Source organism: Sphingomonas sanxanigenens DSM 19645 = NX02 (assembly GCF_000512205.2).
Taxonomy (GTDB): Bacteria; Pseudomonadota; Alphaproteobacteria; order Sphingomonadales; family Sphingomonadaceae; genus Sphingomonas_D; species Sphingomonas_D sanxanigenens.
Genome location: NZ_CP006644.1, coordinates 3,415,795 through 3,440,319 on the forward strand (window position 1 = coordinate 3,415,795; position 24,525 = coordinate 3,440,319).

Genomic DNA, 24,525 nt, shown 5'->3' on the forward strand with positions numbered 1-24,525 from the left:
TTATTGGGCGGGCGCGGCGCCGTTGGCCGGAGCCGCGCCATTGTCCGCGCTCTGCGCCGCGGCGGCGAGCGGATCGTCGCTCACCGGTGCCGGCGCCGCCGGCGCGCTCTGCTGCGACGGCTGCCGCGCGAGCGAGGTATCGATGTCGCCGGTGCGGTTGCTGACCGAGGCCAGCGCCGCGATCGCGATCGAGAGCACGACGAAGATCGTCGCGAGAATCGTCGTCGAACGCGTCAGAAAGTCAGCCGCGCCGCGCGCCGACATCAGCCCCGTGGGGCTGCCGCCCATGCCGAGCCCGCCGCCTTCGGAACGCTGGACGAGAATCACGCCCACCAGTGCCAGGGTAATCAGCGCGTGAACGACGAGGAGAAAGGTGAACAGCATGGGGCTCGATCTGACGATGCTTGGGATTGCGGGGCGACATAGCGAGAGGGGGGCCACTGTTCAACCGGCATCGTTCAACAAGCATCGCCACGGCCGGCGCAGCGCGCCCCCTTCGCCTTTCCACCTGCATCCCCTATCTGCGAAAGCGGCACCGCCGCCGATCGAGGAGACTGCATGAACCGCATATATCGCGCCGTTGCCGCGACAGGCCTGTCACTGGCGCTGCTGCTGGCCCCGGCCGCGCAGGCGCAGACCCCGGCGGCATCCGCCGCGGCAGCGCAGCGCCGTGCAGATCCGGCGCTGTGGGTGGTGAAGGACAAGGACACCACCGTCTATCTGTTCGGCACATTCCATCTGCTGCCGCCCGGCTACGGCTGGTTCGACGGCGGCGTGAAGAAGGCGTTCGATTCGTCGAGCGAGCTCGTCACCGAGGCGATCGAGCCCGACGCCAAGACGCTCCAGCCGCTGATGATGCGGCTGGCGATCAATCGGGACGGGCCGCCGCTGACGCAGAAGCTCTCCCCCAAGGCGCAGGCCGATTATCGGAAGGCGATGACGGAACTGGAACTCCCCATCGACATGTTCGAGCCGTTCGATCCGTGGGCGGCGGCGCTGAACATCCAGGTGGCGCTGTTCGAGAAGATGGGGTTCGGCCCCGATTCCGGTGCCGAGACGGTGCTCGAGGCGGCGGCGAAGGCCAGCGGCAAGGCGCGCCAGGAGCTTGAGGGTGCCGAACTTCAGATCCGCATTTTCGATGCGATGCCCGAGCGGGCGCAGATCGCGCTGCTCGAAAGCACCGTCCAGTCGATCCCCGAACAGCGTGCCGTGCTCAACCGGATGCTGGCGAGTTGGGCGGCCGGCGACGCGAAGACGCTGAGCACGCTGATGAACCAGTCGCTGGAAGAGACGCCCGAACTCTACAAGATCATGGTCACCGACCGGAACGCGCGCTGGGCGCAATGGATCGAACGCCGCATGCAGCAGCCGGGCACCGTGTTCGTCGCGGTCGGCGCCGCGCACCTCGCCGGCACCGGCAGCGTGCAGGATTATCTGAAAGCGCGGAAGCTGAGGGCGAAGCGCGTCAAATATTGATGCCCCGCCCTGCCCGCCAGAAACAAGGTTCCCCGATGCCGCGTCCTCGCTTCGTTTCCGCCCTGCTGCTGTTCCTCGCGGGCTGCGGCACCTCCACCCACGCCGAACCCGCCCACCCCGCGCTCTGGTCGTTCGCGGATGCGGACACCACGGTCTATCTGTTCGGAACCATCCACGTGCTGCCCGAGGGGGTGGACTGGGACGGCGGCCGCGTGGGCAAGGCGATCGGCCGCGCCGACCGGCTGATGCTGGAAGTTACCGACCCGGAGGGGCAGGCCGGGTTACAGCGCAGCTTCCAGGCGATGGCGAGCGCGCCCGGCCTGCCGCCGCTTGCCGAGCGCGTGGCGCCGGAGCATCGCGCGGAACTGGCCGCGATGCTCGCCAAGGCGCGCATTCCCCCGACCGCGCTCGATGGCATGGAGACCTGGGCGGCAGCGCTGACATTGGCCGCGACGCTCTATCCCGAGATCGGCGTCAGCGCCGACCAGGGCGTCGAGGCCCGGTTGACCGCGCGCTTCGCCGATGCCGGCAAGCCGGTGTCCGGGCTGGAGACCGCGACCGAGCAGTTCGGCTATTTCGATCGCCTGCCCGAAGCCGCACAGCGCATCTTTCTCACCAGCGTGATCAGCGAGCGGAACGAGGCCGGCAAGCAGTTCGACGCGATGATCGCGGCATGGCGCAAGGGCGATGTCGCGACATTGGCGATCACCGAGGATGACGAACTCAGCCTCTCCCCCGAACTCGCCGACGCGCTCAAGCGCCAGCGCAACGCCGCCTGGGCGGCGCGCCTGCAAAAGGCGCTCGACCAGCCCGGCACGGTGCTGGTGGCGGTGGGCGCCGCGCATCTGGCGGGCAAGGATTCGGTGCAGGAGATGCTGGAAGCGCGCGGCATCAAGGTGAAGCGGGTGCAGTAAACCAACCTCCTCCCCTTGTGTGCGAGGGCGGTGGGCGCTTGCATTCCCGCCCTTCCCCCGCTATGCGCCCCGGCTTCCGTCATGGTCATCCCTGGAGGCGTGGCGGAATGTTTAACCCAAGCGAATTGGAGATATGCGATGAGCGATCAGCTGACGCTGTCGGCCGAAGCGCGTGAGCGGAATGGCAAGGGAGCCTCCCGCGATCTGCGCAACAACGGCCGCGTGCCTGCCGTGATCTACGGCAACAAGGAAGACCCGGCCTCGATCCACGTCGAGGAAAAGGCGCTGTTCAAGCTGCTGCACACCGGCCACTTCATGAACTCGGTGGTGATGGTCGAGGTCGGCGGCAAGGCCGTCCGCACCCTGCCCAAGGACGTCCAGTTCCACCCGGTTACCGATCGCCCGCTGCATGTCGATTTCCTGCGCATCTCCGAGCACGCCACCGTCACGGTGCAGGTGCCGGTGATCTTCACCAATGAAGATGCCTCGCCGGGCCTCAAGCGCGGCGGCGTGCTCAACATCGTCCGCCACGAGCTGGACCTGGTGGTCGACGCGGCGCACATCCCCGACGACATCACCATCGACCTCTCCGGCTACGAGGTCGGCGATTCGATCCACCTCTCCAACATCACCCTGCCCAAGGGTGCTGCTTCGGCAATCGAAGACCGCGACTTCACCATCGCGACGATCGTTGCCCCGTCCGCGCTGAAGAGCAGCGACGGTGACAGCGATACGGCCGCCGAGGGCGAAGGCGAAGCCGAGGCTTGATCCAGCCTGGCCTGTCTTCGGGGACGGGTCATCGGATAGAGGGATGCCCGGCGCCGCCACGCGGTGTCGGGCATCTTCATGTGGATCGCCCGGCGAACGGGCGCTGATCGGGGAACCGGCGATGCAGATCTGGGTCGGCCTGGGCAATCCGGGCGCGCGCTACGCGCTGCACCGGCACAATGTGGGCTTCATGGCGATCGATGCGATTGCCGAGGTCCATGGCTTCGATCCGCCGCGCCAGCGCTTCCAGGGCTGGGCGCAGGAAGGCCGCATCGGCGGCAGCAGGATCCTGCTGCTGAAGCCCGCCACCTTCATGAACGAAAGCGGCCGCGCCGTGGGCGAAGCGATGCGCTTCTACAAGCGCGAGGTGGGCGACGTCACCGTCTTCCACGACGAGCTCGACCTCGCGCCGTTCAAGGTGAAGGTGAAGACCGGCGGCGGCACCGCCGGCCACAATGGCCTGCGCTCCACCGAGGCGCATATCGGCAATCCTTTCCGCCGCGTCCGCATCGGCATCGGCCATCCCGGCCACAAGGATCGGGTGACCGGCCATGTGCTGGGCAATTACGACAAGCGCGAGATGGATCCGCTCGTCGACATGCTGGGTGCGATCGCCGCCGAGGCGCCGCGCCTCGCCGATGGCGACGATGCGCGTTTCATGAATGACGTCGCGCTGCGCCTGCAGGACGACTGATCCGCGCTCAAGGCGTCACATTGACGATGACGCGCCGATAGCGCGTCAGGCTGGGCGTGCCGCTGTCGCTAACGGCGAGGACGATGTGCATCGTGCCGGTGTGGAGCACCCGGTCGGTCGGCACCGTCAGCACCGCTTCGGACGTGTCGGCGCCTTCGATCTGCACGGGAGAGGCGACGCGCGCCGACGAGACAGTGAAGCTGCCCGGTTCGGGATAGTGAAGCCACTGGTAGCGCAGCGTATCGCCATCGGGATCGCTCGATCCGGCGGCGCTCAGCCGGATTTTCTGCCCGGGGCGTGCGCTGATCTCGTCCGGCACGCCAAGGCGCGCGACCGGCGGATGGTTGGCCTCGCGATAGGGCTTCACCGTCCAGTCCATCCGCGCGGCGAAATCATTCTGATAGGCGCTGCGCCACCGCCAGATCGTCGCCTTGTTGCTGGTGTGCCACTGGCCGTCGACGCCCATCACCTCGTCTTCCCCATCGGACCAGAAGGCGCGCGTTTCGGGACGCAGGAACCATTTGCGGAAACGCGGCTGATAATATTCGTAGCGACCGCCCCAGCTTCCCCAGTCGGGATGCTCCGGGCTGCCGAGGCCATTGGGGATCAGGTAGAGGAAGGAGGGCGTATCGCCTTCCATGATGAATTCGGTGTGGGGATATTCGGCGCCAAGCGGTCCCTTGGCGCGGACATGCGTGTCGAGCCAGGGATTGTCGACGATCGCGAAGTCGGCACCGCCGAAGCGGCCATGGAAGCGATCGCCGCTGATCCCGCTCCAGATCGCAGCATGATACGCGCCGCCAGCGTGGAAACCGGGGCTGGCGATATAGAAGAGGTCCGGGAAACGGCTGCGGATCCAGGGGCCGCTATCGTCCTGATCGGAAATCGTATAGACGCGCAGCTTGGCGACGAAGCGCGCGACCTCCGCCGGCGAGCGCGTCGCCTGCACCTTCCACAGCGCCTGCGCCAGCACATTGGGCCCGCCCCAGACGATCACCCATACCGGCCGCACATCCTTGGCATCGACGCGATCGATGATGAGCTGCGATCCCGGGGAGTCATGCCGTTCCCCTACCGCCTCGAGGCCGTAGCGCGGGATGCCGGCACGGATCACCGATGCCAGCGCCGCCTCGGTCGGGAAGCCGCGCTCGTGCCGCTCCAGATTGGCGCGCACCTTGCCGTAGGCTGCGACGATCCTGCGGATGCGCTCCGGGGCGATGCGGTCCCGCTGGTGGATCGACGTCGTGGCGACGAGCCCCTCGACGTCCCACTGGTTGGCATAGGTCAGAAAGCGGACAAGCGACTGGGCATCGTCCGGCTCATTCTCGATATCGGTCAGGACGATCAGGCGCAGCCGTTCCGCCTTCGCGGGAGGTTGCGCCACAGCCGCGCCAGCCGCCAGCGCGAGGACCGCGCCCATGATCCACCGCACCAAGCCCATGCCACCCTCCTGCCCGCCAAGCGCTCTAAGGGCGCCCGACGGGCAGTTACGCTGGGTTTCCGAAAAGCGTCAATGCCGATTCGAAAATAGTCGAAATGCCATCGAAGTTTTTCGGACGCTCCCGCCGCGCCGCGGGGGGATGCGACGATTCACGCAGCCATCTGTATTTCACCCGGCTTCAACGCGTCGGTCACCACATCGAACTTCGTGAGCGTCGTGGCGCCGAAGGCGGTCGTCAGCGCCACGTCGGTGGCATCGCGGCCCCGCGCCATCAGGATGCGACCGATGCGCGGCTTGTTGTGGCGCGCATCGTAGGTGTACCAGCCGCCATCCACATAGACGTCGAACCATGCGCTGAAATCCATCGGGGCATCGACCGCCGGCACGCCGATATCGCCGAGATAGCCGGTGCAGTAGCGCGCCGGGATGTTGACGCAGCGGCACAGCGTCACTGCCAGATGCGCGAAATCCCGGCAGACGCCGACCTTTTCGCGATAGCCGTCGCTAGCGGTGCGATCGCAGCGCGCATGATGATAGCCGAACTCGATATGGTTGTGGACGAACGCGACGATCGCCTCGACGCGGCCACGCGCCGAAGGAATATGGCCGAACAGCGCCCACGCCTCATCCATCAGGTGCTGCGTCTCGCAATAGCGGCTACCCATCAGATAGACCAGAACGTCGTTGGGCAGCGCCTCGACCGGCGTCACCGGCACATCCGGGGCGCGCACATCAGGCCGGCCGCTGTCCGAGATCATGAAATCGGCTTTCAGCGTGATGCCGCCGGCAGGGATCGTCAACCGGGTCGCGACATTGCCGAACCCGTCTACGAAATCATACATCGGCACCTGCGGCGTCGTGACGATCCGGTGCGGTGAGCGAAGATCGCGGTTGCGCGACGGATGGATGCTCAGCAAGGCCACCATGCTCGTCGGTGCCGCGGCGTCGAAGGTGATGTCGTAACCGGCTCGGATCAGCATATTCAGGCCTCTACGCTTTATTTGTTCGTGTGGCGGGAGAACGTGTCGGATCGCGAATCGATCCGGTGCGACGATTTCGCAGAGCGGAACCGGCGACTTGTGCCAGGCGCTATGGCATCCTGTTTCATTGATCCATCGGAGTCCGCCCTTGCCGCCACTCACCTGCGCCCATTGCCGACAACTGCTCCAGGCCGAAGCGCGGGCCTGCCCGAGTTGCGGCCACGGCGCGGGCTTCGATCCGCTGACCAACGCGTTCCTTCATCTCGATATCGACAAGGGCCGCTGGCGCAACGCCGCCGGGCGAACGATGCCGCTGAAGCTGTGCGACAATGCGCGCTATGGGGTGTGCAACTGGCTCGTCGAGGCAGACAGCGTCCTCAACCTGTGCCGCTCATGCCGCCACAACCGCACCATTCCCGATCTTAGCGTGCCCGGCGTGCTGCAGCGCTGGGCGCAGGCAGAGCATGCCAAGCATCGTGTGATCTCAAGCCTCATCCAGTTGGGCTTGCCGCTGGAGACGCGCAACGAGAGCCCCCAGGGGCTGGCCTTCGATCTGCTCTACGATCCTTCCGCAGAGCAGGGCTATGCGCCGCAACTGCTGACCGGCCACGCCGGAGGCGTCGTGACCCTCAACCTGATCGAGACCGACGATTCCGCGCGCGAGCGCATCCGCCGCGACATGGGGGAGCCCTATCGCACCCTGATCGGCCATTTCCGGCATGAGGTGGCGCATCACTTCTGGCACCGCCTGGTCGAGTTCAGCCCCGACCTCGAACCCTTCCGCCAGCGCTTCGGCGACGAGCGTGCCGATTATGCCGCGGCACTGGCTGCGCATTACCAGAATCGCCAGCACGCTCCGCTTGCGGACTGGGAAGAAGCCTATGTCTCGGCCTATGCGACGGTCCATCCTTGGGAGGATTTCGCCGAAACCTTCGCGCACTACCTCCACATCGTCGACACGCTGGCGACGATCGGCCAGTTCGGCACCCGCATCGACGCACCGCCCGGCGCCACAGCGCCCGAGCCGCCGACGGTGGATTTCGATCCCTATACCGCCGACACGCCGACGCTGGCGCGCTGCTGGATCCCATTCGCCTTCGCGATCAACGCAATCAATCGCAGCATGGGCCAGCCCGATCTCTACCCGTTTCGGCTGACCCCGGCGATCATGCTCAAGCTCGACTTCATCAACCGCCTGGTCGCCTTCGCAGCGGGCCGCTGGGCGCCGAGCGAGAATGAAGGCGCGGATATCAAGGCGATGATGGCGGTGCTCGGCCTGGGCGTGGATCTGGCGTCCTGACGGTCAGTCGAGGTCGGCAGGCGGCGCTACCCGCCCGAACTCGCCGGCTCGAAATCGAACGCACCCGTCGCGCCATCGCCGGCCGGCGCCCTCGGAAGGCTGCGCGCTGCCTGTCGCAGCGCCGCCACCAGCGCCATCGGATCGGCCCCTTCCGCGCGCATCTCCGCCAACGACCGCGCACCATCGCGCTTGGCGAGGCGGCGGCCATCGGGGCCGGTCAGCAAGCGATGGTGATGATAGACCGGGCTCGGCAGGTCGAGCAGCGCCTGTAGCAGGCGGTGGACATGGGTGGCCGCGTAGAGATCCTCACCGCGGACGATGTCCGTGACGCCTTGCGCAGCGTCGTCGATCGTCACCGCCAGATGATAGCTGGTCGGCGCGTCCTTGCGCGCAAGGACGACATCGCCATGGATCTCGGGCGTCGCCGGTACCGCGCGATGCGCGCCATCGCTCCAGACCAGCGGCCCCGTCGCAGCCATCGCCGCAGCGACGTCGAGCCGCCAGGCGTGCGGCTCCGTTTCCATGCGGCGCGCGCGTTCGTCGGCCGGCAGCCGCCGACAGGTACCGGGGTAGAGCGGCCCATCGGGCCCGTGCGGCGCAGCGGCGCTCGCGGCGATCTCGGCGGCGATCGCAGCGCGCGTGCAGAAACAGGGATAGACCAGCCCCGCCGCCTTGAGCCGATCGAGCGCCGCCGCGTAGAGCGGCAGCCGCCCGGACTGGCGGACGACCGGCCCATATGGTGTCAGCCCGAGCCAGGCGAGATCCTCCACGATCCCCTCGACGAACGCCTCGCGCGTGCGACCGGGGTCGATATCCTCGATCCTCAGCAGGAAATGTCCTCCCGCATCCGCCGCGAAATCATGCGCGGCGAGCGCCGAAAAGGCATGGCCCAGATGCAGCCGGCCGGTGGGGCTCGGCGCAAAACGTGTCGTCACTGCCATGGAATCAGCCTCTTGACGCAGAGTCACGCGATCTGCTGTCATGCTCCCGTCACGTTCCTTGAGCAAAGAACGCGACGAGCAAGGGGGACGAGGCACCCATGTACCATCCCGATCTGATCCGGCATCCGGACAGTTGCCCCACTCTTGTGCTGAACGCGGACTACACGCCGCTCAGCTATTACCCGCTGAGCCTGTGGCCGTGGCAGACCGCGATAAAGGCGGTGTTTCTGGACAGGGTGGATATCGTCGCAACCTATGAACGGCAGGTGCGAAGTCCCACCAGCGCGATGAAGATCCCGTCGGTCATCGCGCTCAAGCAATATGTGAAACCCTCGCAATATCCCGCCTTCACCCGCTTCAACCTGTTCCTTCGCGACAAGTTCGCCTGCCAATATTGCGGCGCGACGAGGGACCTCACATTCGACCATGTCATCCCCCGCGCCTACGGTGGCCGCACGACCTGGGAGAATGTGGCAACCGCCTGCGCCCCCTGCAACCTGAGGAAGGGCGGCCGCACCCCGAACGAGGCCAAGATGCCGCTGCACCTCGCGCCGATCCGGCCGACGAGCTGGCAACTGCAGGAACATGGCCGCAGCTTCCCCCCCAATTTTCTGCACGAAAGCTGGCACGACTGGCTCTATTGGGACATCGAACTGGAGGCCTGAGATTCCCCCGTCCGCGTGCGGCGGGACCCGGTCCGATACCGTGCGGAAGCGCATGCACATGCCCTCCCCTCAACCCTCCCGCCAGCGGGAGGGGAATTACGCCAGGGGCATCGTCGGCAGCTTGCTGCCGCCGGACGCACGCTCCGAGCATGCGGGCAGCGCCAGCGCGACGAGAAGCAGGGCAAGGAACAATCGGGTTGCAGCCATGACGGTGCCGCCTTAGCCGCAAACGCCGCATTTTGAAATGAGCCCGGCGGCAAAAAAGGAGAGGCAGTCCATGCAAACCCCAGTTGACCGACCGTCCGCTGCAATGCAGCATCAGGGCATGGCCGCCGCTCCCCCCATCACGCAGAATCCCGACATCCGCTATCTCGGGCGGCTGCTGGGCGATGTCATCCGCAGCTATGGCGGCGAGACGCTGTTCCGCCGCACCGAATATATCCGCTCGGCCTCGGTCGACCGGCATCGCGGCGTCGCCGGCGCCGACGCGATCGACACCGGGCTCGATGCGTTGAGCCTGGACGATACGATCGCCTTCGTGCGCGGCTTCATGCTGTTTTCGATGCTCGCCAACCTCGCCGAAGACCGCCAGGGCGTCGCGACCGACCCCGGCGCGGACGTTGCGCACGCCCTCGAACGGCTGAAGGACGAGGGCGTCGATGCCCGCGCCGTCGCGGCGATGCTGGAAAAGGCGCTGGTCGCGCCCGTGCTCACCGCGCACCCCACCGAAGTGCGCCGCAAGTCGATGATCGACCATCGCAACCGCATCGCCGAACTGATGCTGTTGAAGGATATGGGCCACGCCGAGACGCGCGAGGGCGACAAGGTGGACGAGGCGATCCTGCGCCAGATCGCGCTGCTGTGGCAGACGCGCCCGCTGCGCCGCGAACGGCTCTATGTCGCCGATGAGGTGGAGAACGCGCTCGCCTATTTCCGCGATGCCTTCCTCCCCGCCCTTCCCGCGCTCTATGCCCGCTGGGATCGCGCGCTCGGCCAGCGCGTGCCCAGTTTCCTGCGCCCGGGAAGCTGGATCGGCGGCGACCGCGACGGCAACCCCAACGTGACTGCCGCCTCCCTTCAGCTCGCCCTCGCCCGCGCCGCCGAGACGGTGATCGGCCATTATCTCGAACAGCTCCATGCGCTGGGTGCCGAACTGTCGATCTCCACCGAGTTGGCGAGCGTCAGCGATGCGGTGGTGGCGCTGGCGGAAAAGAGCGGCGACGACAGCGCCGCGCGGCGCGACGAGCCCTATCGCCGCGCGATCAGCGGCATCTATGCACGCCTCGCCGCGACCTACAGCGAGATCAGCGGGCGCGCCGCGCCGCGCGCGATCACGATCAAGGCCGAGGCCTATCCCGATCCGCAGAGCTTCCGCGCAGACCTCGTCGCCATCGCGCTCGACCTTGCGCAGACAGGCGGTGGCGCGCTCAAGTCCGGCGGCGCGCTCGGGCGGCTGATCCGCGCGGTCGAGACCTTCGGCTTCCACCTCGCCACGCTCGACATGCGCCAGAACTCTTCGGTGCACGAGCGCGTCGTCGCCGAACTGCTCAAGGTCGCGGGCGTCGAAGCGGATTATCTGGCGCTCGACGAAGCCGCGCGGGTCGCGCTGCTGCGCCGCGAACTCGCCAATGCCCGCCCGCTGACCAGCCCCTTCGCCGGCTATAGCGACGAGACGCGCGGCGAACTCGACATCGTGCATGCCGCCGCGGCGGCGCATCGGCGCTACGGCCCCGCCTGCATCACCAATTACATCGTCTCGATGGCGCAGAGCGTGTCCGACCTGCTCGAGGTCAATATATTACTCAAGGAAGCCGGCCTCTACCGCCCCGGCGACACGCCCACCGCCGCGATCATGGCGGTGCCGCTGTTCGAGACGATCGGCGACCTCGACAAGGCGCCCGGCATCATGTCCGACTGGCTCTCGCTGCCCGAGATCGCCGGCATCTCGGCGCTGCGCGGCCATCAGGAAGTGATGATCGGCTATTCGGACAGCAACAAGGATGGCGGCTACCTCACCTCCACCTGGGGCCTCCACCAGGCCAGCCGCGCGCTGGTGCCGGTGTTCGAGCAGCATGGTGTGGCGATGCAGCTGTTCCACGGCCGCGGCGGTTCGGTCGGCCGCGGCGGCGGCTCCAGCTTCCAGGCGATCCGCGCGCAGCCGCACGGCACCGTCGCCGGCCGCATCCGCATCACCGAACAGGGCGAGGTGATCGCGGCCAAATATGGCAATGTCGAAAGCGCGATGACCAATCTGGAGGCGATGGCATCGGCGACGTTGCTCGCCTCGCTGGAGCCCGATCCGATCGGCGAGGCGGATCGCACGCGCTTCGCCGCCTGCATGGACCAGCTTTCGGACGATGCATTCAGGGCCTATCGCGGCCTCGTCTACGAGACCGACGGCTTCCGCCAATTCTTCCGGCAGATGACGCCGCTGACCGAGATCGCCGACCTCAAGATCGGATCGCGCCCCGCCAGCCGCAAGAAATCCGACGCGATCGAGGATCTGCGCGCGATCCCCTGGGTGTTCAGCTGGGCGCAGGCGCGCGTGATGCTGCCGGGCTGGTATGGCGTGGGCGAGGCGCTGGCGGCTTTCCGGGACCAGGCGCTGCTGCGCGAGATGGTGGAGGCATGGCCCTTCCTGCAATCGACGCTCGCCAACATGGAAATGGTGCTCGCCAAGTCCGACATGTTGATCGCCGCCAAATATGCCGAGCTGGTCGAGGACAAGACCGCCGCGCAGGCGATCTTCGGCCGCATCCGCGACGGCTGGCAGAAGGCGCATGACGGGCTGCTGACGGTGACCCGCCAGACCCGCCTGCTGGAAAAGAACCCGGCGCTGGATCAATCCATCCGCCTGCGCCTGCCCTATATCGAGCCGCTCAACCTGCTGCAGGTCGAACTCCTCAAGCGCCACCGCGCCGGCGAGGACGATGCGCGGATCCGCGAGGGCATCCAGCTGTCGATCAACGCGGTGGCGACGGCGCTGCGGAACAGCGGGTAAGACCCCTTTCCGCCCCGGGGGAGAGAAGACTCAGTCCGCGCTCGCCACGTCCCGCAGCATCTGCCCCTCGCGCCACCCCGCGATCGCCTCGACATCGACCCCCAGCCGCTCCAGCACGGCCACCGCCGCGTCGAGCCCCGGTGTTCCGGATTCCACGACCGGCACCAGGCCGATCTCGGCGAAGCGCGCCGCCTCCGCAGGATCGTCGACGATGGCGACGCGGGTGAGGCCGGGAAAGAACTGCCGGGCGATCGGTGTGATGCCGCTCGACGTTTCGAGGGACGGCGTGGTGATCACGCTGATGCGGCGGCCGGCCATGCCCAGCGGCTCCCAGATGCGCGGGTCGAAATAGTCGCCGAACACCACGTTGTAGCCATCGGCGGTCGCCTCGCGCAGGCGCTGCTCGTCATTCTCGATCGCGGCATAGTCGATGTCGAACGCGGCCAGCGCGTCGGCGACGGTGCGGCCGCGCTGGTTCATGCCGACGATGAACACCGGCGCGGTCAGCCCGCGCGGCTGCAGTTCGGGGTCGGCCGCGATCACCCGGCGCTGGCGCAGCCGCCCCGCCAGCGTGCGGCCGAACTGCGCGACGTTGGGCGTTACCGCGAGGCTCAGCGCCACCGCGGCGATCAGCACCGCACTATGCTCCTCGCCGATCAGCGCGCGCACCGGCGGCAGGCTGAAGATCACGAAGGCGAATTCGGAGCCCTGCGCCAGCAGGAAGCCGAGTTGCGCGGAGCCGGGCACCGACCAGCGGAAGGCGAGGCTGGCGATCGCGTTGAGCACCACCTTCCCCGCCACCAGCAGCGCTGCCGCGACCAGCACCCCCGGCCACAGCTCCGCCAGCGCCACGACATTCAGCGACAGGCCGACGGTGACGAAGAAGAAGCCGAGCAGCAGCCCGCGAAACGGCTTGATCTCCGACTGGATGATCGCGCGGTAGGGCGTTTCGGTGATGATCATGCCGCCGAGAAACGCGCCCAGGGTGAGCGACAGGCCGAGTTGCCCCGTCGCCCAGCCCGCCGCGAGCGCGATCAGCAGCGCCATCGCGGTGAACACCTCTTCATTGCGGTTGCGCGCGACGAGATCGAACAGCGGCCGCACCACCAGCTTGGCGAGCCCGGCCGCGACGAGGAAGGCGCCTACCGCCTTGAGCAATGCCATCCCCGCAGCCGGCGCGATCGCCTCCCCCGTGCCCAGCGCGGTGGCGACGATCAGCAGGAAGATCGCCGCGATATCCTGGAAAACGAGGATCGAGGTGGCGGTGAGCCCCACCGGGCAGTTCTGCTGGTGACGCTCCGCGATCAGCCGCGCGACCACAGCGGTCGAGGAAAGCGCCAATGTGGCGCCGACCAGCGCCGCCGCATAGAATGGCAGGCCGAACGCCATCGCGATCAACCCGAGCCCTACCGTACCGGCGATCATCTGCACCGGGCCGAAGCCGAACACGTCCGCCGCCTGATCCATCAGGTGGCGCGTCGAGAAATGCAGGCCGATGTCGAACAGCAGGAAGATCACGCCCAGTTCGGCGAGGATCTTGATGATCTCATTGGCTTCGACCCAACCGGTCGCGCGCAGGAAGATGCCGAGCGCGAGATAGCCGACGATCGGACTGAGCCCGAGGAGGCGCGATCCGATCGCCGCGACCACACCGCCGGCAAGCAGCAGGATCACCGGGGACAGCGCCTGGAGAACGGTCAGTTCCATCGCGGCGGCGCCGGCGGGCAGGACCGATCGGGGCCGTTCATCGCTCTATCATCCCTGTTCCCGCTGCCCGAGCAAAAAACTAGATCATGCCGTTGGTTACGGAGTGTAAAAAGATGTAAATCGGCTCAGGCGCAAGGATGTGCAATCCGGTTCGGCGCACATTTCAGGCCGAGCGGGTCTTTCCTGCTTCGGCGCGCCGCAGCAGCGCCGCGGCAGCAACCAGATCGCGCGTCGCGAGCCCCTCACCGAAACGGCGGCGAACCGGCGCGAGCAGCGTTACCGCCTCGGCGAAACGCCCCGAATCCACACGCTGTGCGGCAAGATCCGTCGCCACGCGCAGCTCGAACGCCAGGGCCCCGATCGCACGCGCGTCGGCCAGCGCCGCCCGACGCAGCGTCTCCGCCGCCGCCGTCTGCCCCGCGCGCTCGAGGATCGCGGCATCGATCCGCTGGGTTTCGGCGTGGCACCACCGCTCGCCCTGCGCCGCATTGTAGCGGTGCGCATCGGCGATCGTGGCGATGGCCTCTTCAAGCCGGCCATGGCGCGCGAGCGCGTCGGCGAGCAGGCCGAGGTGCATGCCGATGCGCATGGTGAAGCGCGCTTCCAGCAGCCCATCGATCGCCTCGCGCATCGCCGCGGTCGCATCGCTGCCGCGTAGATCGGCCAGCGCGGCGGCGAAGAAGCGCGCCACGGGCGCCCACAAGGCGATCGGCTCGCGTTCCAGGTTGGCGCGCAGCAGCGCGGTATAGCGGTCGAGCGCGGCTTCATCGCCAGTCCACAACGCCACCGGCAAGGCGGCAAGCCCGAGCGCGTTGGACTCCGAGACGATATGGCCGAGGCTGCCCGCCGCCGACACCGCGGCGTCTGCCGCCGCCGCCGCGGTGTCGGCATCGCCGCCCAGCCACGCGACGAACGGCAGGTAGCAGCGGATACCGATGAAGCGATCGACCTGGATGCCCGCCATGCGCGACCGGCCGTCGGGCCGGTCATAGGTTGCCGCAAGCCGGTCGAGCACCGCGCGGCTCTCCGCCAGTTCGCCGCCGAAGGCGCGCGCCCACGCACGCATCCGCTCGATCTCGGGTGTGATCGCCCCCGCCGCATCCGGTGCGCCGACGAACATCTCGGCATAGGCCGCCGCCTCGGCCATCCGGCCGGTCTGGATCAGGAAGAAGCAGAGGCCCACCTGCGCGCGCAGGCTGTGCCCTTCGCTGCCGGCCCGCTGGGCGAGAGCGATCGCATCCCGCCATGCAGCCTCGATGCCGGGCAGCAGCGTGCGGGTATAGATCATGCTCCACGCCCGGAAGCCGGCGAGCTTGGCCTCCAGCAGATCGTCGCACGGCACCGATGCCGCACGATCCAGCGCGCGTTCGACCGCCGCCTGCGCCTCGCTCATCAGCGAGGCCTCGAACCACAGCGGGATCGCGGCCACCGTCAGCCGGATACCCAGCGCGGCATCGCCGCCCTCGCCGAAGGCCCAGGCGAGCGCGGCGCGCAGATCGGGCAGGCGCCGGCGGTAGAGCCTGGTCCACTCGGCGGTATCGCGCCAATGCCATTCCTCCTCGGCATGCTCGAAGATGGCGAGCAGGCGTTCGGCATGCGCGGGCAGTGCCCGCACGTCCCCGCCCTCCTCGCGCCGCCGCCGCGCGGCGTGGCGGCGGGTGCTGTCGAGCAGGCGATAGCGCAGCGCCGGGCCATCGACCTGCGCTGCCAGCAGCGACTTGGCGACGAGGCCGCCCAGCGCCACCGCGACCGCAACCGGCGCCAGCGGTGCAGCGGCGGCGATCGCCACGGCATCGTCCTGTTCGAACGCGTCCGCGAACACCGAAACGAGCCGATGAACCGCCGCCTCGTCGCGCGACAGCAGGCGATAGCTCCAGTCGATCGTCTCCATCAGCGTTTCATGACGCAGCGGCGCCGTCCCCGCCTGGCGGTTGCGGAAGCCGAGATGCTCGTTGAGCATTGCCGGCAGCGTGCCCACGGGGTGCTGATCGACCTTCGCCGCGACCAGTTCGATCGCCAGCGGCACCCCGTCCAGCGCGCGGCAGACGCGCGCGATCGCGGCGCAATCGCCGTCGACGAGCTGATAGCCCGACCATTCGGCCGCGCGGCGGACGAACAGGTCGATCGCGGAGAAGCCCAGGGCCGTGGCGGCGGTCAACGGCATGCCGGGGGGCGGCACGGCGAGGGCATCGAGCCACACGACATGCTCGTCGGCCAGGCGGAGCGGTTCGCGGCTGGTCGCAAGCAGCAGCGCCGCGCCGCCGGCCGCGGCGAGGCGCCCGGCGAACAGTGTCGCCGCGGGCAGCACATGCTCGCAGCTGTCGAGCAGCACCAGCATGCGGCGACCGCGCAGATGCTCCACGGCGGCGGCGAGCAGGTCACCGGGATTGCCGCGCAGCCCCAGCGCCGCCACCAGCGCGGAGGGCAAGAGCAGCGGATCGTCGATCGTCGCGAGATCCACGAAGCAGAGCCCGTCGGGACAATCCGCCTCGAACGCGTGCGCCGCTGCCAGCGCGACCGTGGTCTTGCCGATGCCCCCCGCACCCACGACGCTCACATGCCGATGCGCCCTGAGATCGGCGAGGATCGCCGCCACCTCGGTGTCGCGGCCGACCATCTCGCGCGCCGCCGGAAAGCTGCGCGGCTCGACGTCGCCGGGCGCGGCCTCATCCTCGCCCATCGGACGATCGCCGACCTGGACGGGTGCGACGAAGCGGTAACCGCGCCCGGCGATCGTCGCGATATAGGTGGGCGGCATCTGCGTATCGCCCAGCGAGCGCCGCAGATTGTGCATGTTCACCTTGAGATTGCTGTCATGCACGAACGTGTCGGGCCACGCGGCTGCCATCAAGTCCTTCTTGTCGACCAGCGTGCCGCTGCGCTGGACGAGCAGGCATAGCAATTCGAACGCCCGGCCGCCCAGCCGCACCGGGAGATTGCCGTGCAGCAGCCGCTGCCGGCTGGGGATCAGTCGATAGGGCCCGAAGGCGTAGATCCGCTCCCATCCCGCCTCATCGTTCGACTGCCCGGCCATCCCGCATTTCCCCCGCCGCAACATCGCCCCCGCGCCGCCCCCGCCGCGGGTTCGCCCCGATCATGACGGGCGAGACCGCCATTACTCACTGTTAACCAAAGTCTGGCAAGAGGCTGCTGATTTTCCGGGAAAGAGAAGCGTGTTCCAGCTGCCCGACCTCGAGACGTTGCGTCTGTGCAGTACGGTTGCGACGATGTCCTTCGCCATCGTCTTCGCCGTGCTGTGGTTTGCACGCCGCAGCGAGACTCCGTTGCTCTACTGGTCGGCCAGCATGGGTCTCTATGGCCTGGTGCTGATCGCGTTCGGTTACGTGCCGCACGGCTCATGGATCGCAGTGAGCACCCTGATGGTGGTGCTGGCCTTCACCAACATCCTCGTCCTCGCCGGCATCCGCCGCTTCGAAGGGCTGCCGCCCTTCCACCCCTGGATGCTGCTTCCCATCCTGCTTCCCGCATCGGGCCATGCCCTGGCGGAATTGCTGCCGACGCCCGCGGACCCGATCGCGGCGATGGTGCTGGATGGCGCCGAGGGGCTGGCCCTGCTGTTGTCGATCACGATGATCGCCAGCGCCACGCTGCTGGGGTTCCCCGCAAGGCCGAGCCGCGGGCGGACGATCGCCGCAGTCGCACTGTTCGGCTATGTGCCGGCCTATGTCGCCGCGGCGGTTCTCAGCCAGGGCGCGGCGTCACCGGATATCGTTGCCATCATACCCCTGCTCGCCGACCAGGTCTTCCTCGGCGTCCTCAGCCTTGCGCTGCTCTCGATGGCCGGCGAGCGCGCGCTCGCCCAGCTGCGCCAGGTCGCGTTGCGCGACCCCCTGACCGGTGCGTGGAACCGCGCGGGGCTGGCGGCGGCGCAGGCCCGCCTGCTGGTGGAGGGCGCGGTGGTGGTGGCGGTGGACATCGATCATTTCAAGGCGATCAACGACCGCCACGGCCATGACGCCGGCGATCAGGTGCTGATCACGCTTTCCCATCATGCCTGCACGCTGGCGGACCAGCTTGGCGGATCCTTCGCGCGGGTGGGCGGCGACGAGTTCGTCGCCATTCTCCCGCCGGGCAGCGACGCGCATCGCTTCGCCGACCGGCTGAGTGCGCTCGGCCGTCGCCATCCCGTCCATCAGGGCACATGGACGATCAGCATCGGGCTGGCGCATGTCCAGGCCGGCGACACCAACTTCCACGATGCACGGCGCCGCGCCGATGGCCGGCTCTACGCGGCGAAGGCCGCAGGCCGCGACCAGGTCGCGGCCTGACCGTTTCGCGATGATGCTCGAAACACTGGTTGCCCGTTACGGCCTGATCGCGCTGTTCCTCGGCGCGGGGATCGAGGGGGAAACGGTCGTCATCCTCGGCGGGATCATGGTGCACCGGGGCATATTGCCGCCGCTGCCTGCGATCGCGGCGGCGGCGGCGGGCTCCTTCGTCGCCGACCAGATCTTCTTCGCGCTCGGCCGGCGCTTCCGCGACCATCGCTTCGTCCGCCGCATCCGTGACCGGCCCGCCTTCGCCCGCGCGCTCGCCACGTTCGAACGGCGCCCGACCGCCTTCGTCTTCGCCTTCCGCTTCCTCTACGGGCTGCGCACGGTAAGCCCCGTCGCGATCGGCACCACCACCTTGCCCACCGCCCGCTTCATGGGCGTCAACGCCGCCTCCGCGACGCTGTGGGGCACGACGTTCGTCGGCGCCGGCTATCTCTTCGGCCAAGCGATCGAAACCGCGTTCGGCCGCATCCGGCCGCTCGAACATGTGCTGATCCCCGCGGCGGCGGTGATCCTGCTGCTGGCCATCGGCGTGCGCGGGTGGCGCCGACGGCGATAGCCGGCGCTCAAAGCAGCGGGCTGACCAACCGCGCCAGGTTTTCCGCCAGCCGCGCGCCCCGCGGCCGCGCCCGCCATTCGTTCAGCGTCAGCAGGTCGCTGCTCGCCATGCAGGCCTGCTGCACCCGCTCCAACGCCGCGCAGGCCTGCGCATCGTGGAGGATCAGGCTGATCTCGGCGTTCAGCGTGAAGGACCGGACGTCGGCATTGCTCGATCCGACGACGCCGACGATGCCATCCATCGTGACGGTCTTCGCGTGGAGCAGGCGGTCGCGATAGCGATGGAGGCGCACCCCGGCCTCGAGCAGTTCGTCATAATAGGATCGCTGCGCCAGGCTGACGAAGCGCTGGTCGACGACGCGCGAGACGATGAGGTCCACCGCCACACCCCGCGCCACCGCATTGCCCAGCGCGGTCAGCAGCGCCTCGTCCGGAATCAGATAGGGTGAGACGATCGCCACATGATCGCGCGCGCCGTGGACGATCTCCACGAGCAGCCGCTCGAAGCCCGGCACGCCGAAATCCGGTCCGCTGGGCATAGCCTGCAGCAGCGTGCCGCCCGCCGGCGCGGCGATCGGCAGCGGTGCCGGCACCACCTCGGTCTCCATCGCCCAGTCGCTGGCGAACACCGCGTCGAGCGCCGCGACCACCGGTCCCTCGACCCGCGCGACGAGTTCGTCATTGACGATGCCCGGTTTGAAATCGCGATCGACGATGTTCTGCGATCCGACGAACCCCAGCGCGCCATCGACCAGGCACAATTTGCGATGATTGCGCAGGTCGCTTCGCGCGCGACGCAGCGCTGCAAAGCGCACCGGCAACACCAGCCGGGCGTCGACGCCTCGATCATGGAGCATCGCAAGGCTGCGCTTCGCCCAAGGGCGCGATCCCAGCGCGTCGATCAGCACGCGCACCACCACGCCCCGACTGCGCGCCCGGCCGAGCGCATCGGCGATGGCCCGGCCGGTCGCATCGTCGGCAAAGATATAGGTCAGCAGATGGACCCGCTGCGTCGCGCCGTCGATCGCCGCCACCATCGCGGCGATCGCCGCCTCATAGCCGGGGATCAGGCTGATCGCGTTGCCGCGGACCGCCGGGAAGCCGCCGAGGGTGCGGGCGAGGCGCGCGAGCTGCGACGGGTCCGGCGACGGTCCGCGCAATTCCCCCGCGATACCGACGCGCATCTTGGCGGTCGCCTCGAACCGCGCCCGCCGCCACGCCGGAAAGCTGGCGCGCCCGATCAGGCGGTAGAGCAGCAGCGCAGGCACGGGCAGGAACAGCACCAGCAGCAGCCAGCTGCGCGCCGCTTCGGGCGGACGGCGCAGCGGGATGATGATCACCATCACCGCGCGGATCGCCCATTCGAGCAGCAGATAGCCGAGCGCGAAATGCGATGCGTCGATCATCGCGCTCCCTGGCGCAGCCCTTTCATCTCAATCGAGCGCCGAAAAATCATCGCCGTACCGCGCCTCGATGAAGCGCATGTTCGCGGCAAAGGCGTCGAGATCGCCCTGCGCCAGCGAGCGCGACATGCCGCGGAGCCTGGTCGCCATCTTGTCGAGCCCCTCGTTGAGGATGAAACTCGCCGAATGGCCGGTCTTGCGGAAAATCTCGGCGCGATGCTCGGCGGGGATCTCGACATAGCTCTTGAGCAAGGTCGGCAAATGATTGTCGCGCATCTGCTGCAGGTCGATCAGGTCGGTCGCGGCGATACCGCGCGTCCGCGCGCGCGCCTCGACCTCGGCGATCAAGGTGCGGATCGTCAGGATGCGCGGCCGCGCGCCGTCGGGCAGGCGCGGATCCTCATAATCGAACGGCACCGGCGGGCGCGGGTCCGCCGACGGCAAGGGCGGGGGCGCCGGCGGTGCTGCGGGCGAAGCCGATGGCGGCTCGTGCGGCGGTGCGGGCGACAATCCCAACAGGCGCGCGAAGAAGTCGGACCAGCTCATATCCGCATGCCTTCCGGAATCCGGTCGCCGCGGTCAACTCCGATCATGGCGCATCGACCATCCGCCGTTTCCCGATTCCGTTTGGATTCCGTTTCGCGAAGCCCTAAATGCAGTTCATGAACGTGCTTCTCGTCCTGCTGATCGTGGCCGCCGTGATCGCGACGGTCGTTGCGCTTGTTCGCGGCATCGTCTCCTTCCTGCAGGAGACCGAGGCCGATCTTAAGAATGGCGGCCCCAGCCCTTCGGGCCTGCGCCAGAACCGCATGATGATGGCGCGCGTGATGTTTCAGGCGGTCGCGGTGCTGCTGGTGGCGGTGTTGCTGCTGCTCAATCGCTGATTCTCCGACGCCGGTGGTCAAGCTCAACAAGATCTACACGCGCACCGGCGATGGCGGCACGACCGGGCTGGTCGATGGATCGCGCGTCGCGAAGCATGATCTGCGGATGCAGGCGATCGGCGATGTCGATGAGGCCAACAGCGCGATCGGCGTGGCGATTGCGTCACAGGGCATGGAGCAGGCGGCCCGCGGCCGGCTGTTGACGATCCAGAACGACCTGTTCGATCTCGGTGCCGACCTTGCCACACCGGGCGAGGATTTCGCCCCGGGCGAGATGGTGCTGCGCATCGTGCCCGGGCAGGTCGCCCGGCTGGAAGCAGAGATCGATGCGATGAACGAGTCGCTCGCGCCGCTGCGCAGCTTCATCCTGCCCGGCGGATCGCCCGCGGTCGCCGCGGTCCACCTCGCCCGCGCGGTGATGCGTCGTGCCGAGCGGTCGGCAACCGCGGCGGCGGCGGACATGCCGCTCAACCCGCAGGCGCTGGCCTATCTCAATCGCCTGTCCGACCATCTTTTCGTTACCGCGCGCTGGTTGGCGGCGCAGGCCGGCGGCGACATATTGTGGGTGCCGGGCGCCTCGCGGTGATGCGCCCGCCTATCCGGAAGGATGGGGTTTGCCTTCGCCGATGTTCCCTGTATGTTCGCCCTCGCGGCACTGGCCGGATGAACCTTTGGCCGCAATCGCGCGTTTGGTAAGGGACGAGGGGCAGCAGGGATGCCGGAAAAGATGATGGCGACACGGCGCGACGCCGCGGTTTTGTGCGATCCGCTTCCCGCATTCTTCCGGCAGGTCCGCACGCTCAGCGCAGCGCTCGTGGCGTCGCTGTCGGATGCCGATGCGACGGTGCAGGCGATGGACGATGCCTCGCCCGCCAAATGGCACCTCGCGCATACGACCTGGTTCTTCGAAACCTTCGTGCTGCGCGATCACGTGCCGGGCTATGCGCTTTACGACGAACGCTGGCCCTTCCTGTTCAACAGCTATTACGAGGCCGAGGGAGAGCGCCACGCGCGCGCCCGGCGCGGCATGCTGACCCGGCCGGCGCTGGACGAGGTGCTCGAGTGGCGCGCGCATGTCGATGCCGCGGTGGAAGCGGCCCTGCCGGGGCTTTCGGCGGAAGCGCGCGCGCTGGTGACGCTCGGCTGCCATCATGAGCAGCAGCATCAAGAATTGCTGCAAACCGACATCCTCGCGTTGTTCGCGCTCAACCCGCTGGCGCCGGCCATATGGGCGGAGCCGCGCACGCCCCCTGCCCCCGCCCCCGCGCCGATCCGCTGGATCGAGGGTATGCGGGGCATCGTCGAGATCGGCGAGAATGGCGCGGACGGCTTCGCGTTCGATTGCGAGGGGCCCCGCCACCCGGTGCTGCTCCACCCCCACGCCATCGCCGACCGGCCGGTCACCAACAGCGAATGGATCGCCTTCATCGACGATGGCGGCTACCGGCGCCCCGACCATTGGCTGTCGGACGGCTGGACCTGGGTGAAGGCCAATGCAGTCGAGGCGCCGCTTTATTGGCGGCGCGCAGCGGACGGAGGCTGGAACGCCTTCGCCCTCGACGGTCTCCACGCCGTGCGCCCCGCCGCGCCCGTCACCCATATCAGCTATTATGAGGCAGAGGCGTTCGCGCGCTGGGCCGGCGCAAGGCTGCCGACCGAAGCCGAATGGGAAAGCGCCGCCCGGTGCTTCGATCCCGAAGGCGGCAACCTGCTCGATCGCGCGGGGCCGGCGAGGCCCTGCGCTTCGCCTGCCGGCGAAGGCGTCGGCCAGATGTTCGGGGATGTCTGGGAATGGACGGGCAGCGCCTATCTGCCCTACCCCGGCTTCCGCCCGGCCGCGGGCGCGGTGGGCGAATATAATGGCAAGTTCATGAGCGGGCAGTTCGTGTTGCGTGGCGGGAGCTGTGCCACGCCGCGTGGCCATGTCCGCGCCAGCTACCGCAACTTCTTCTATCCCCACCAGCGCTGGCAGTTCGCCGGCGTGCGTCTGGCAAAGGATCTGTGATGGCGACGATGCTCAACGTGGATCCGGCGTTTCGCGCCGACGTGCTGACGGGGCTGTCGCTGCGCCCGCGTGCGATCCCCGCGCGCTGGTTCTACGACCGGCAGGGTTCGGAACTGTTCGAGGCGATCACCCGGCTGCCCGAATATTATCCCACGCGCGTGGAGACGGCATTGCTCGAGCGGCACGCGGGCGAAATCGCGCAGCTCGTCGGCCCCGGCCGCGCGGTGGTCGAGTTCGGATCCGGATCCTCGACCAAGACGCCGCACATCCTCTCCGCGGTGGAGCCGGCGGCCTATGTGCCGATCGACATTTCGGGCGAGTTCCTGCGCCAGTCCGCGGCGGCGCTCGCGGCAGACTTCCCCAAGCTGCGCATCGAGCCGCTGGAAGCCGATTTCACCCAGCCGATCCAGCCGCCGGACAGCATCGCGGGGCTCCCCCGGCTGGGCTTTTTCCCGGGCTCGACGATCGGCAACATGGTTGCGCGTACTGCGGTCAACCTGCTGCGGGCGATGGTCGAAACGCTGGGGATTGGCGCCAAATTGCTGATCGGCATGGACCGTCGCAAGTCGCCCGAGGTGCTGATCCCCGCCTATGACGACGCGGCGGGCATCACCGCGCGATTCAACCTGAACCTGCTCGAGCGGATCAACCGCGAACTCGACGCCGACGTACCGGTGGACGCGTTTCGCCACCGCGCGGTGTGGAACGACGGCCATTCGCGGATCGAGATGCACCTGCAGGCGATGCGCGACCTGCGCTTCGCGATCGACGGCCGGCCGTTCGAGATGGCGGCGGGCGAAACGATCCATACCGAGAACAGCCACAAATACGGCCCCCACGACGCCCGTCTGCTGCTGCGCGCCGGCGCGTGGACGCCGATCGCCGAATGGACTGACCCGCAGGACCAGTTCGCGATCCTCCTGTGCGAGGCACAGGCGCCCGGCACCGCGCCGTAACACGCATCTCCCCGCCCGCTTGCGGGAGGGGACTCACGCACGCAAGACAGCAGCAACCTCGCCATCGTCCGTGCGTTTCTCCTGCGCCGCGTACGCCAGCCCGCCTCGCGACAATTCGCGACACAAAAGCCGGGCTGCGGACAAACGCAGGCGACACTCCGGGACCAAAAAGGTCTCGTTCAGTATGCACCAGGAGGTTCACATGAAGCGTCTTTCGATCCTGGCGGGTTTCGCCGCCATTGCCACCCTCACCATGCCGATCGCGGCACAGGCGGCGCCGTGGCAGAACATCAACGCGCGCCAGCAGCGGCTCGATACGCGGATCGATCAGGGCGTGCGCAGCGGATCGCTCAACCGCGCGGAGGCCCAGCGGCTGCGCGGCCAGTTCAACGATCTGGTTCGTCTCGAGGCGAGTTATCGCCGCAGCGGTGGCGGGCTCTCGGCCCGCGAGCGCGCCGACCTCGACCGCCGTTTCGACGGGCTGAGCGCGCGCATCAAGGTGCAGAAGAACGATCGCCAGGGCCGGGGCTGGTAAGC

At 68.1% G+C, this 24,525-nt stretch carries 22 protein-coding genes; 14 read left to right on the forward strand and 8 right to left on the reverse strand.

What is annotated here, in order from left to right; genetic code table 11:
* Positions 1–381 (reverse strand): preprotein translocase subunit SecG, encoded by a 381-nt coding sequence (gene secG, locus NX02_RS15695; protein WP_025293153.1) that lies wholly within the window; start codon positions 379–381, stop codon positions 1–3.
* A 177-nt stretch (positions 382–558) separates the two neighbouring features.
* Between secG and NX02_RS15700 the strand changes: the two genes are divergently transcribed.
* The 4 genes from NX02_RS15700 (at position 559) to pth (ending at position 3,852) form a co-directional block, all read left to right on the forward strand.
* Positions 559–1,476 (forward strand): TraB/GumN family protein, encoded by a 918-nt coding sequence (locus NX02_RS15700; protein ID WP_025293154.1) that lies wholly within the window; start codon positions 559–561, stop codon positions 1,474–1,476.
* Positions 1,477–1,511: 35 nt separating this feature from the next.
* Positions 1,512–2,390, forward strand: a complete 879-nt coding sequence (locus tag NX02_RS15705) for a TraB/GumN family protein (protein WP_025293155.1) — start codon at positions 1,512–1,514, stop codon at positions 2,388–2,390.
* A 138-nt stretch (positions 2,391–2,528) separates the two neighbouring features.
* Complete coding sequence (locus NX02_RS15710) at positions 2,529–3,158, forward strand: 50S ribosomal protein L25/general stress protein Ctc (protein ID WP_025293156.1); 630 nt, start codon at positions 2,529–2,531, stop codon at positions 3,156–3,158.
* A 121-nt stretch (positions 3,159–3,279) separates the two neighbouring features.
* On the forward strand, positions 3,280–3,852 hold the full coding sequence (gene pth / locus NX02_RS15715) for an aminoacyl-tRNA hydrolase (protein WP_025293157.1): 573 nt from the start codon (positions 3,280–3,282) through the stop codon (positions 3,850–3,852).
* A gap of 7 nt (positions 3,853–3,859) precedes the next feature.
* On the opposite strand, the gene NX02_RS15720 is transcribed toward pth, so the two are convergent.
* On the reverse strand, positions 3,860–5,293 hold the full coding sequence (locus NX02_RS15720) for a DUF1593 domain-containing protein (protein ID WP_084717829.1): 1,434 nt from the start codon (positions 5,291–5,293) through the stop codon (positions 3,860–3,862).
* 149 nt (positions 5,294–5,442) lie between these two features.
* Positions 5,443–6,273: a transglutaminase-like domain-containing protein gene (locus NX02_RS15725; RefSeq protein ID WP_025293159.1), complete on the reverse strand. Its 831-nt coding sequence runs from the start codon at positions 6,271–6,273 to the stop codon at positions 5,443–5,445.
* A 148-nt stretch (positions 6,274–6,421) separates the two neighbouring features.
* On the opposite strand from NX02_RS15725, the gene NX02_RS15730 reads away from it, so the two are divergent.
* Positions 6,422–7,573 (forward strand): zinc-binding metallopeptidase family protein, encoded by a 1,152-nt coding sequence (locus NX02_RS15730; protein ID WP_025293160.1) that lies wholly within the window; start codon positions 6,422–6,424, stop codon positions 7,571–7,573.
* A 26-nt stretch (positions 7,574–7,599) separates the two neighbouring features.
* Here NX02_RS15730 and gluQRS read toward each other — a convergent pair whose 3' ends face one another.
* Positions 7,600–8,514, reverse strand: a complete 915-nt coding sequence (gene gluQRS, locus NX02_RS15735) for a tRNA glutamyl-Q(34) synthetase GluQRS (protein WP_025293161.1) — start codon at positions 8,512–8,514, stop codon at positions 7,600–7,602.
* Between the two features lie 98 nt (positions 8,515–8,612).
* Here gluQRS and NX02_RS15740 point away from each other — a divergent pair, with 98 nt between their 5' ends.
* Together NX02_RS15740 and ppc are read left to right on the forward strand one after the other, a co-directional pair.
* Complete coding sequence (locus NX02_RS15740) at positions 8,613–9,179, forward strand: HNH endonuclease (protein WP_025293162.1); 567 nt, start codon at positions 8,613–8,615, stop codon at positions 9,177–9,179.
* Between the two features lie 325 nt (positions 9,180–9,504).
* Positions 9,505–12,180 carry a phosphoenolpyruvate carboxylase gene (gene ppc, locus NX02_RS15745; protein WP_025293163.1) on the forward strand — a complete coding sequence of 892 codons (2,676 nt, stop codon included), beginning with the start codon at positions 9,505–9,507 and terminating at the stop codon, positions 12,178–12,180.
* A 30-nt stretch (positions 12,181–12,210) separates the two neighbouring features.
* Here ppc and NX02_RS15750 read toward each other — a convergent pair whose 3' ends face one another.
* Together NX02_RS15750 and NX02_RS15755 are read right to left on the reverse strand one after the other, a co-directional pair.
* Complete coding sequence (locus NX02_RS15750; protein WP_039996624.1) at positions 12,211–13,887, reverse strand: cation:proton antiporter domain-containing protein; 1,677 nt, start codon at positions 13,885–13,887, stop codon at positions 12,211–12,213.
* A 163-nt stretch (positions 13,888–14,050) separates the two neighbouring features.
* A complete protein-coding gene (locus NX02_RS15755) occupies positions 14,051–16,921 on the reverse strand; it encodes an ATP-binding protein (protein ID WP_025293165.1) in 2,871 nt (956 codons plus the stop codon).
* Between the two features lie 139 nt (positions 16,922–17,060).
* Here NX02_RS15755 and NX02_RS15760 point away from each other — a divergent pair, with 139 nt between their 5' ends.
* Positions 17,061–18,176, forward strand: coding sequence for a GGDEF domain-containing protein (locus NX02_RS15760; protein WP_025293166.1), 1,116 nt, complete (start codon positions 17,061–17,063; stop codon positions 18,174–18,176).
* 10 nt (positions 18,177–18,186) lie between these two features.
* Entirely contained in the window at positions 18,187–18,741 is a 555-nt protein-coding gene (locus tag NX02_RS15765) for a DedA family protein (protein WP_025293167.1), read from the forward strand.
* A 7-nt stretch (positions 18,742–18,748) separates the two neighbouring features.
* On the opposite strand, the gene NX02_RS15770 is transcribed toward NX02_RS15765, so the two are convergent.
* A complete protein-coding gene (locus tag NX02_RS15770; protein ID WP_025293168.1) occupies positions 18,749–20,146 on the reverse strand; it encodes a phospholipase D-like domain-containing protein in 1,398 nt (465 codons plus the stop codon).
* Positions 20,147–20,173: 27 nt separating this feature from the next.
* A complete protein-coding gene (locus NX02_RS15775; RefSeq protein WP_025293169.1) occupies positions 20,174–20,689 on the reverse strand; it encodes a hypothetical protein in 516 nt (171 codons plus the stop codon).
* Between the two features lie 116 nt (positions 20,690–20,805).
* On the opposite strand from NX02_RS15775, the gene NX02_RS15780 reads away from it, so the two are divergent.
* From NX02_RS15780 to NX02_RS15800, 5 genes are all read left to right on the forward strand, one after another.
* Positions 20,806–21,027, forward strand: a complete 222-nt coding sequence (locus NX02_RS15780) for a twin transmembrane helix small protein (protein ID WP_025293170.1) — start codon at positions 20,806–20,808, stop codon at positions 21,025–21,027.
* 13 nt (positions 21,028–21,040) lie between these two features.
* Positions 21,041–21,613 carry a cob(I)yrinic acid a,c-diamide adenosyltransferase gene (locus NX02_RS15785; protein WP_025293171.1) on the forward strand — a complete coding sequence of 191 codons (573 nt, stop codon included), beginning with the start codon at positions 21,041–21,043 and terminating at the stop codon, positions 21,611–21,613.
* Between the two features lie 144 nt (positions 21,614–21,757).
* The gene (gene egtB / locus NX02_RS15790) at positions 21,758–23,032 is read left to right on the forward strand and encodes an ergothioneine biosynthesis protein EgtB (RefSeq protein ID WP_025293172.1); all 1,275 of its coding nucleotides are present in this window, start codon (positions 21,758–21,760) and stop codon (positions 23,030–23,032) included.
* Positions 23,032–23,988, forward strand: a complete 957-nt coding sequence (egtD, locus tag NX02_RS15795; RefSeq protein WP_025293173.1) for an L-histidine N(alpha)-methyltransferase — start codon at positions 23,032–23,034, stop codon at positions 23,986–23,988. The genes egtB and egtD overlap by 1 nt, the downstream gene beginning before the upstream one ends.
* Before the next feature lie 202 nt (positions 23,989–24,190).
* The gene (locus NX02_RS15800) at positions 24,191–24,523 is read left to right on the forward strand and encodes a hypothetical protein (RefSeq protein ID WP_025293174.1); all 333 of its coding nucleotides are present in this window, start codon (positions 24,191–24,193) and stop codon (positions 24,521–24,523) included.
* Positions 24,524–24,525 lie beyond the last annotated feature (2 nt).

Bases quoted from the DNA above. Each gene is read 5' to 3' on its own strand.
- egtD (WP_025293173.1), top strand. From the start codon at position 23,032: ATGGCGACGATGCTCAACGTGGATCCGGCGTTTCGCGCCGACGTGCTG.
- NX02_RS15750 (WP_039996624.1), bottom strand. From the start codon at position 13,887: ATGGAACTGACCGTTCTCCAGGCGCTGTCCCCGGTGATCCTGCTGCTT.
- pth (WP_025293157.1), top strand. From the start codon at position 3,280: ATGCAGATCTGGGTCGGCCTGGGCAATCCGGGCGCGCGCTACGCGCTG.
- NX02_RS15700 (WP_025293154.1), top strand. From the start codon at position 559: ATGAACCGCATATATCGCGCCGTTGCCGCGACAGGCCTGTCACTGGCG.
- NX02_RS15720 (WP_084717829.1), bottom strand. From the start codon at position 5,293: ATGGGCTTGGTGCGGTGGATCATGGGCGCGGTCCTCGCGCTGGCGGCT.
- NX02_RS15725 (WP_025293159.1), bottom strand. From the start codon at position 6,273: ATGCTGATCCGAGCCGGTTACGACATCACCTTCGACGCCGCGGCACCG.
- NX02_RS15755 (WP_025293165.1), bottom strand. From the start codon at position 16,921: ATGGCCGGGCAGTCGAACGATGAGGCGGGATGGGAGCGGATCTACGCC.
- NX02_RS15710 (WP_025293156.1), top strand. From the start codon at position 2,529: ATGAGCGATCAGCTGACGCTGTCGGCCGAAGCGCGTGAGCGGAATGGC.
- NX02_RS15705 (WP_025293155.1), top strand. From the start codon at position 1,512: ATGCCGCGTCCTCGCTTCGTTTCCGCCCTGCTGCTGTTCCTCGCGGGC.
- NX02_RS15740 (WP_025293162.1), top strand. From the start codon at position 8,613: ATGTACCATCCCGATCTGATCCGGCATCCGGACAGTTGCCCCACTCTT.
- NX02_RS15800 (WP_025293174.1), top strand. From the start codon at position 24,191: ATGAAGCGTCTTTCGATCCTGGCGGGTTTCGCCGCCATTGCCACCCTC.
- NX02_RS15775 (WP_025293169.1), bottom strand. From the start codon at position 20,689: ATGAGCTGGTCCGACTTCTTCGCGCGCCTGTTGGGATTGTCGCCCGCA.
- NX02_RS15770 (WP_025293168.1), bottom strand. From the start codon at position 20,146: ATGATCGACGCATCGCATTTCGCGCTCGGCTATCTGCTGCTCGAATGG.
- egtB (WP_025293172.1), top strand. From the start codon at position 21,758: ATGGCGACACGGCGCGACGCCGCGGTTTTGTGCGATCCGCTTCCCGCA.
- ppc (WP_025293163.1), top strand. From the start codon at position 9,505: ATGGCCGCCGCTCCCCCCATCACGCAGAATCCCGACATCCGCTATCTC.
- gluQRS (WP_025293161.1), bottom strand. From the start codon at position 8,514: ATGGCAGTGACGACACGTTTTGCGCCGAGCCCCACCGGCCGGCTGCAT.
- NX02_RS15765 (WP_025293167.1), top strand. From the start codon at position 18,187: ATGATGCTCGAAACACTGGTTGCCCGTTACGGCCTGATCGCGCTGTTC.
- NX02_RS15780 (WP_025293170.1), top strand. From the start codon at position 20,806: ATGAACGTGCTTCTCGTCCTGCTGATCGTGGCCGCCGTGATCGCGACG.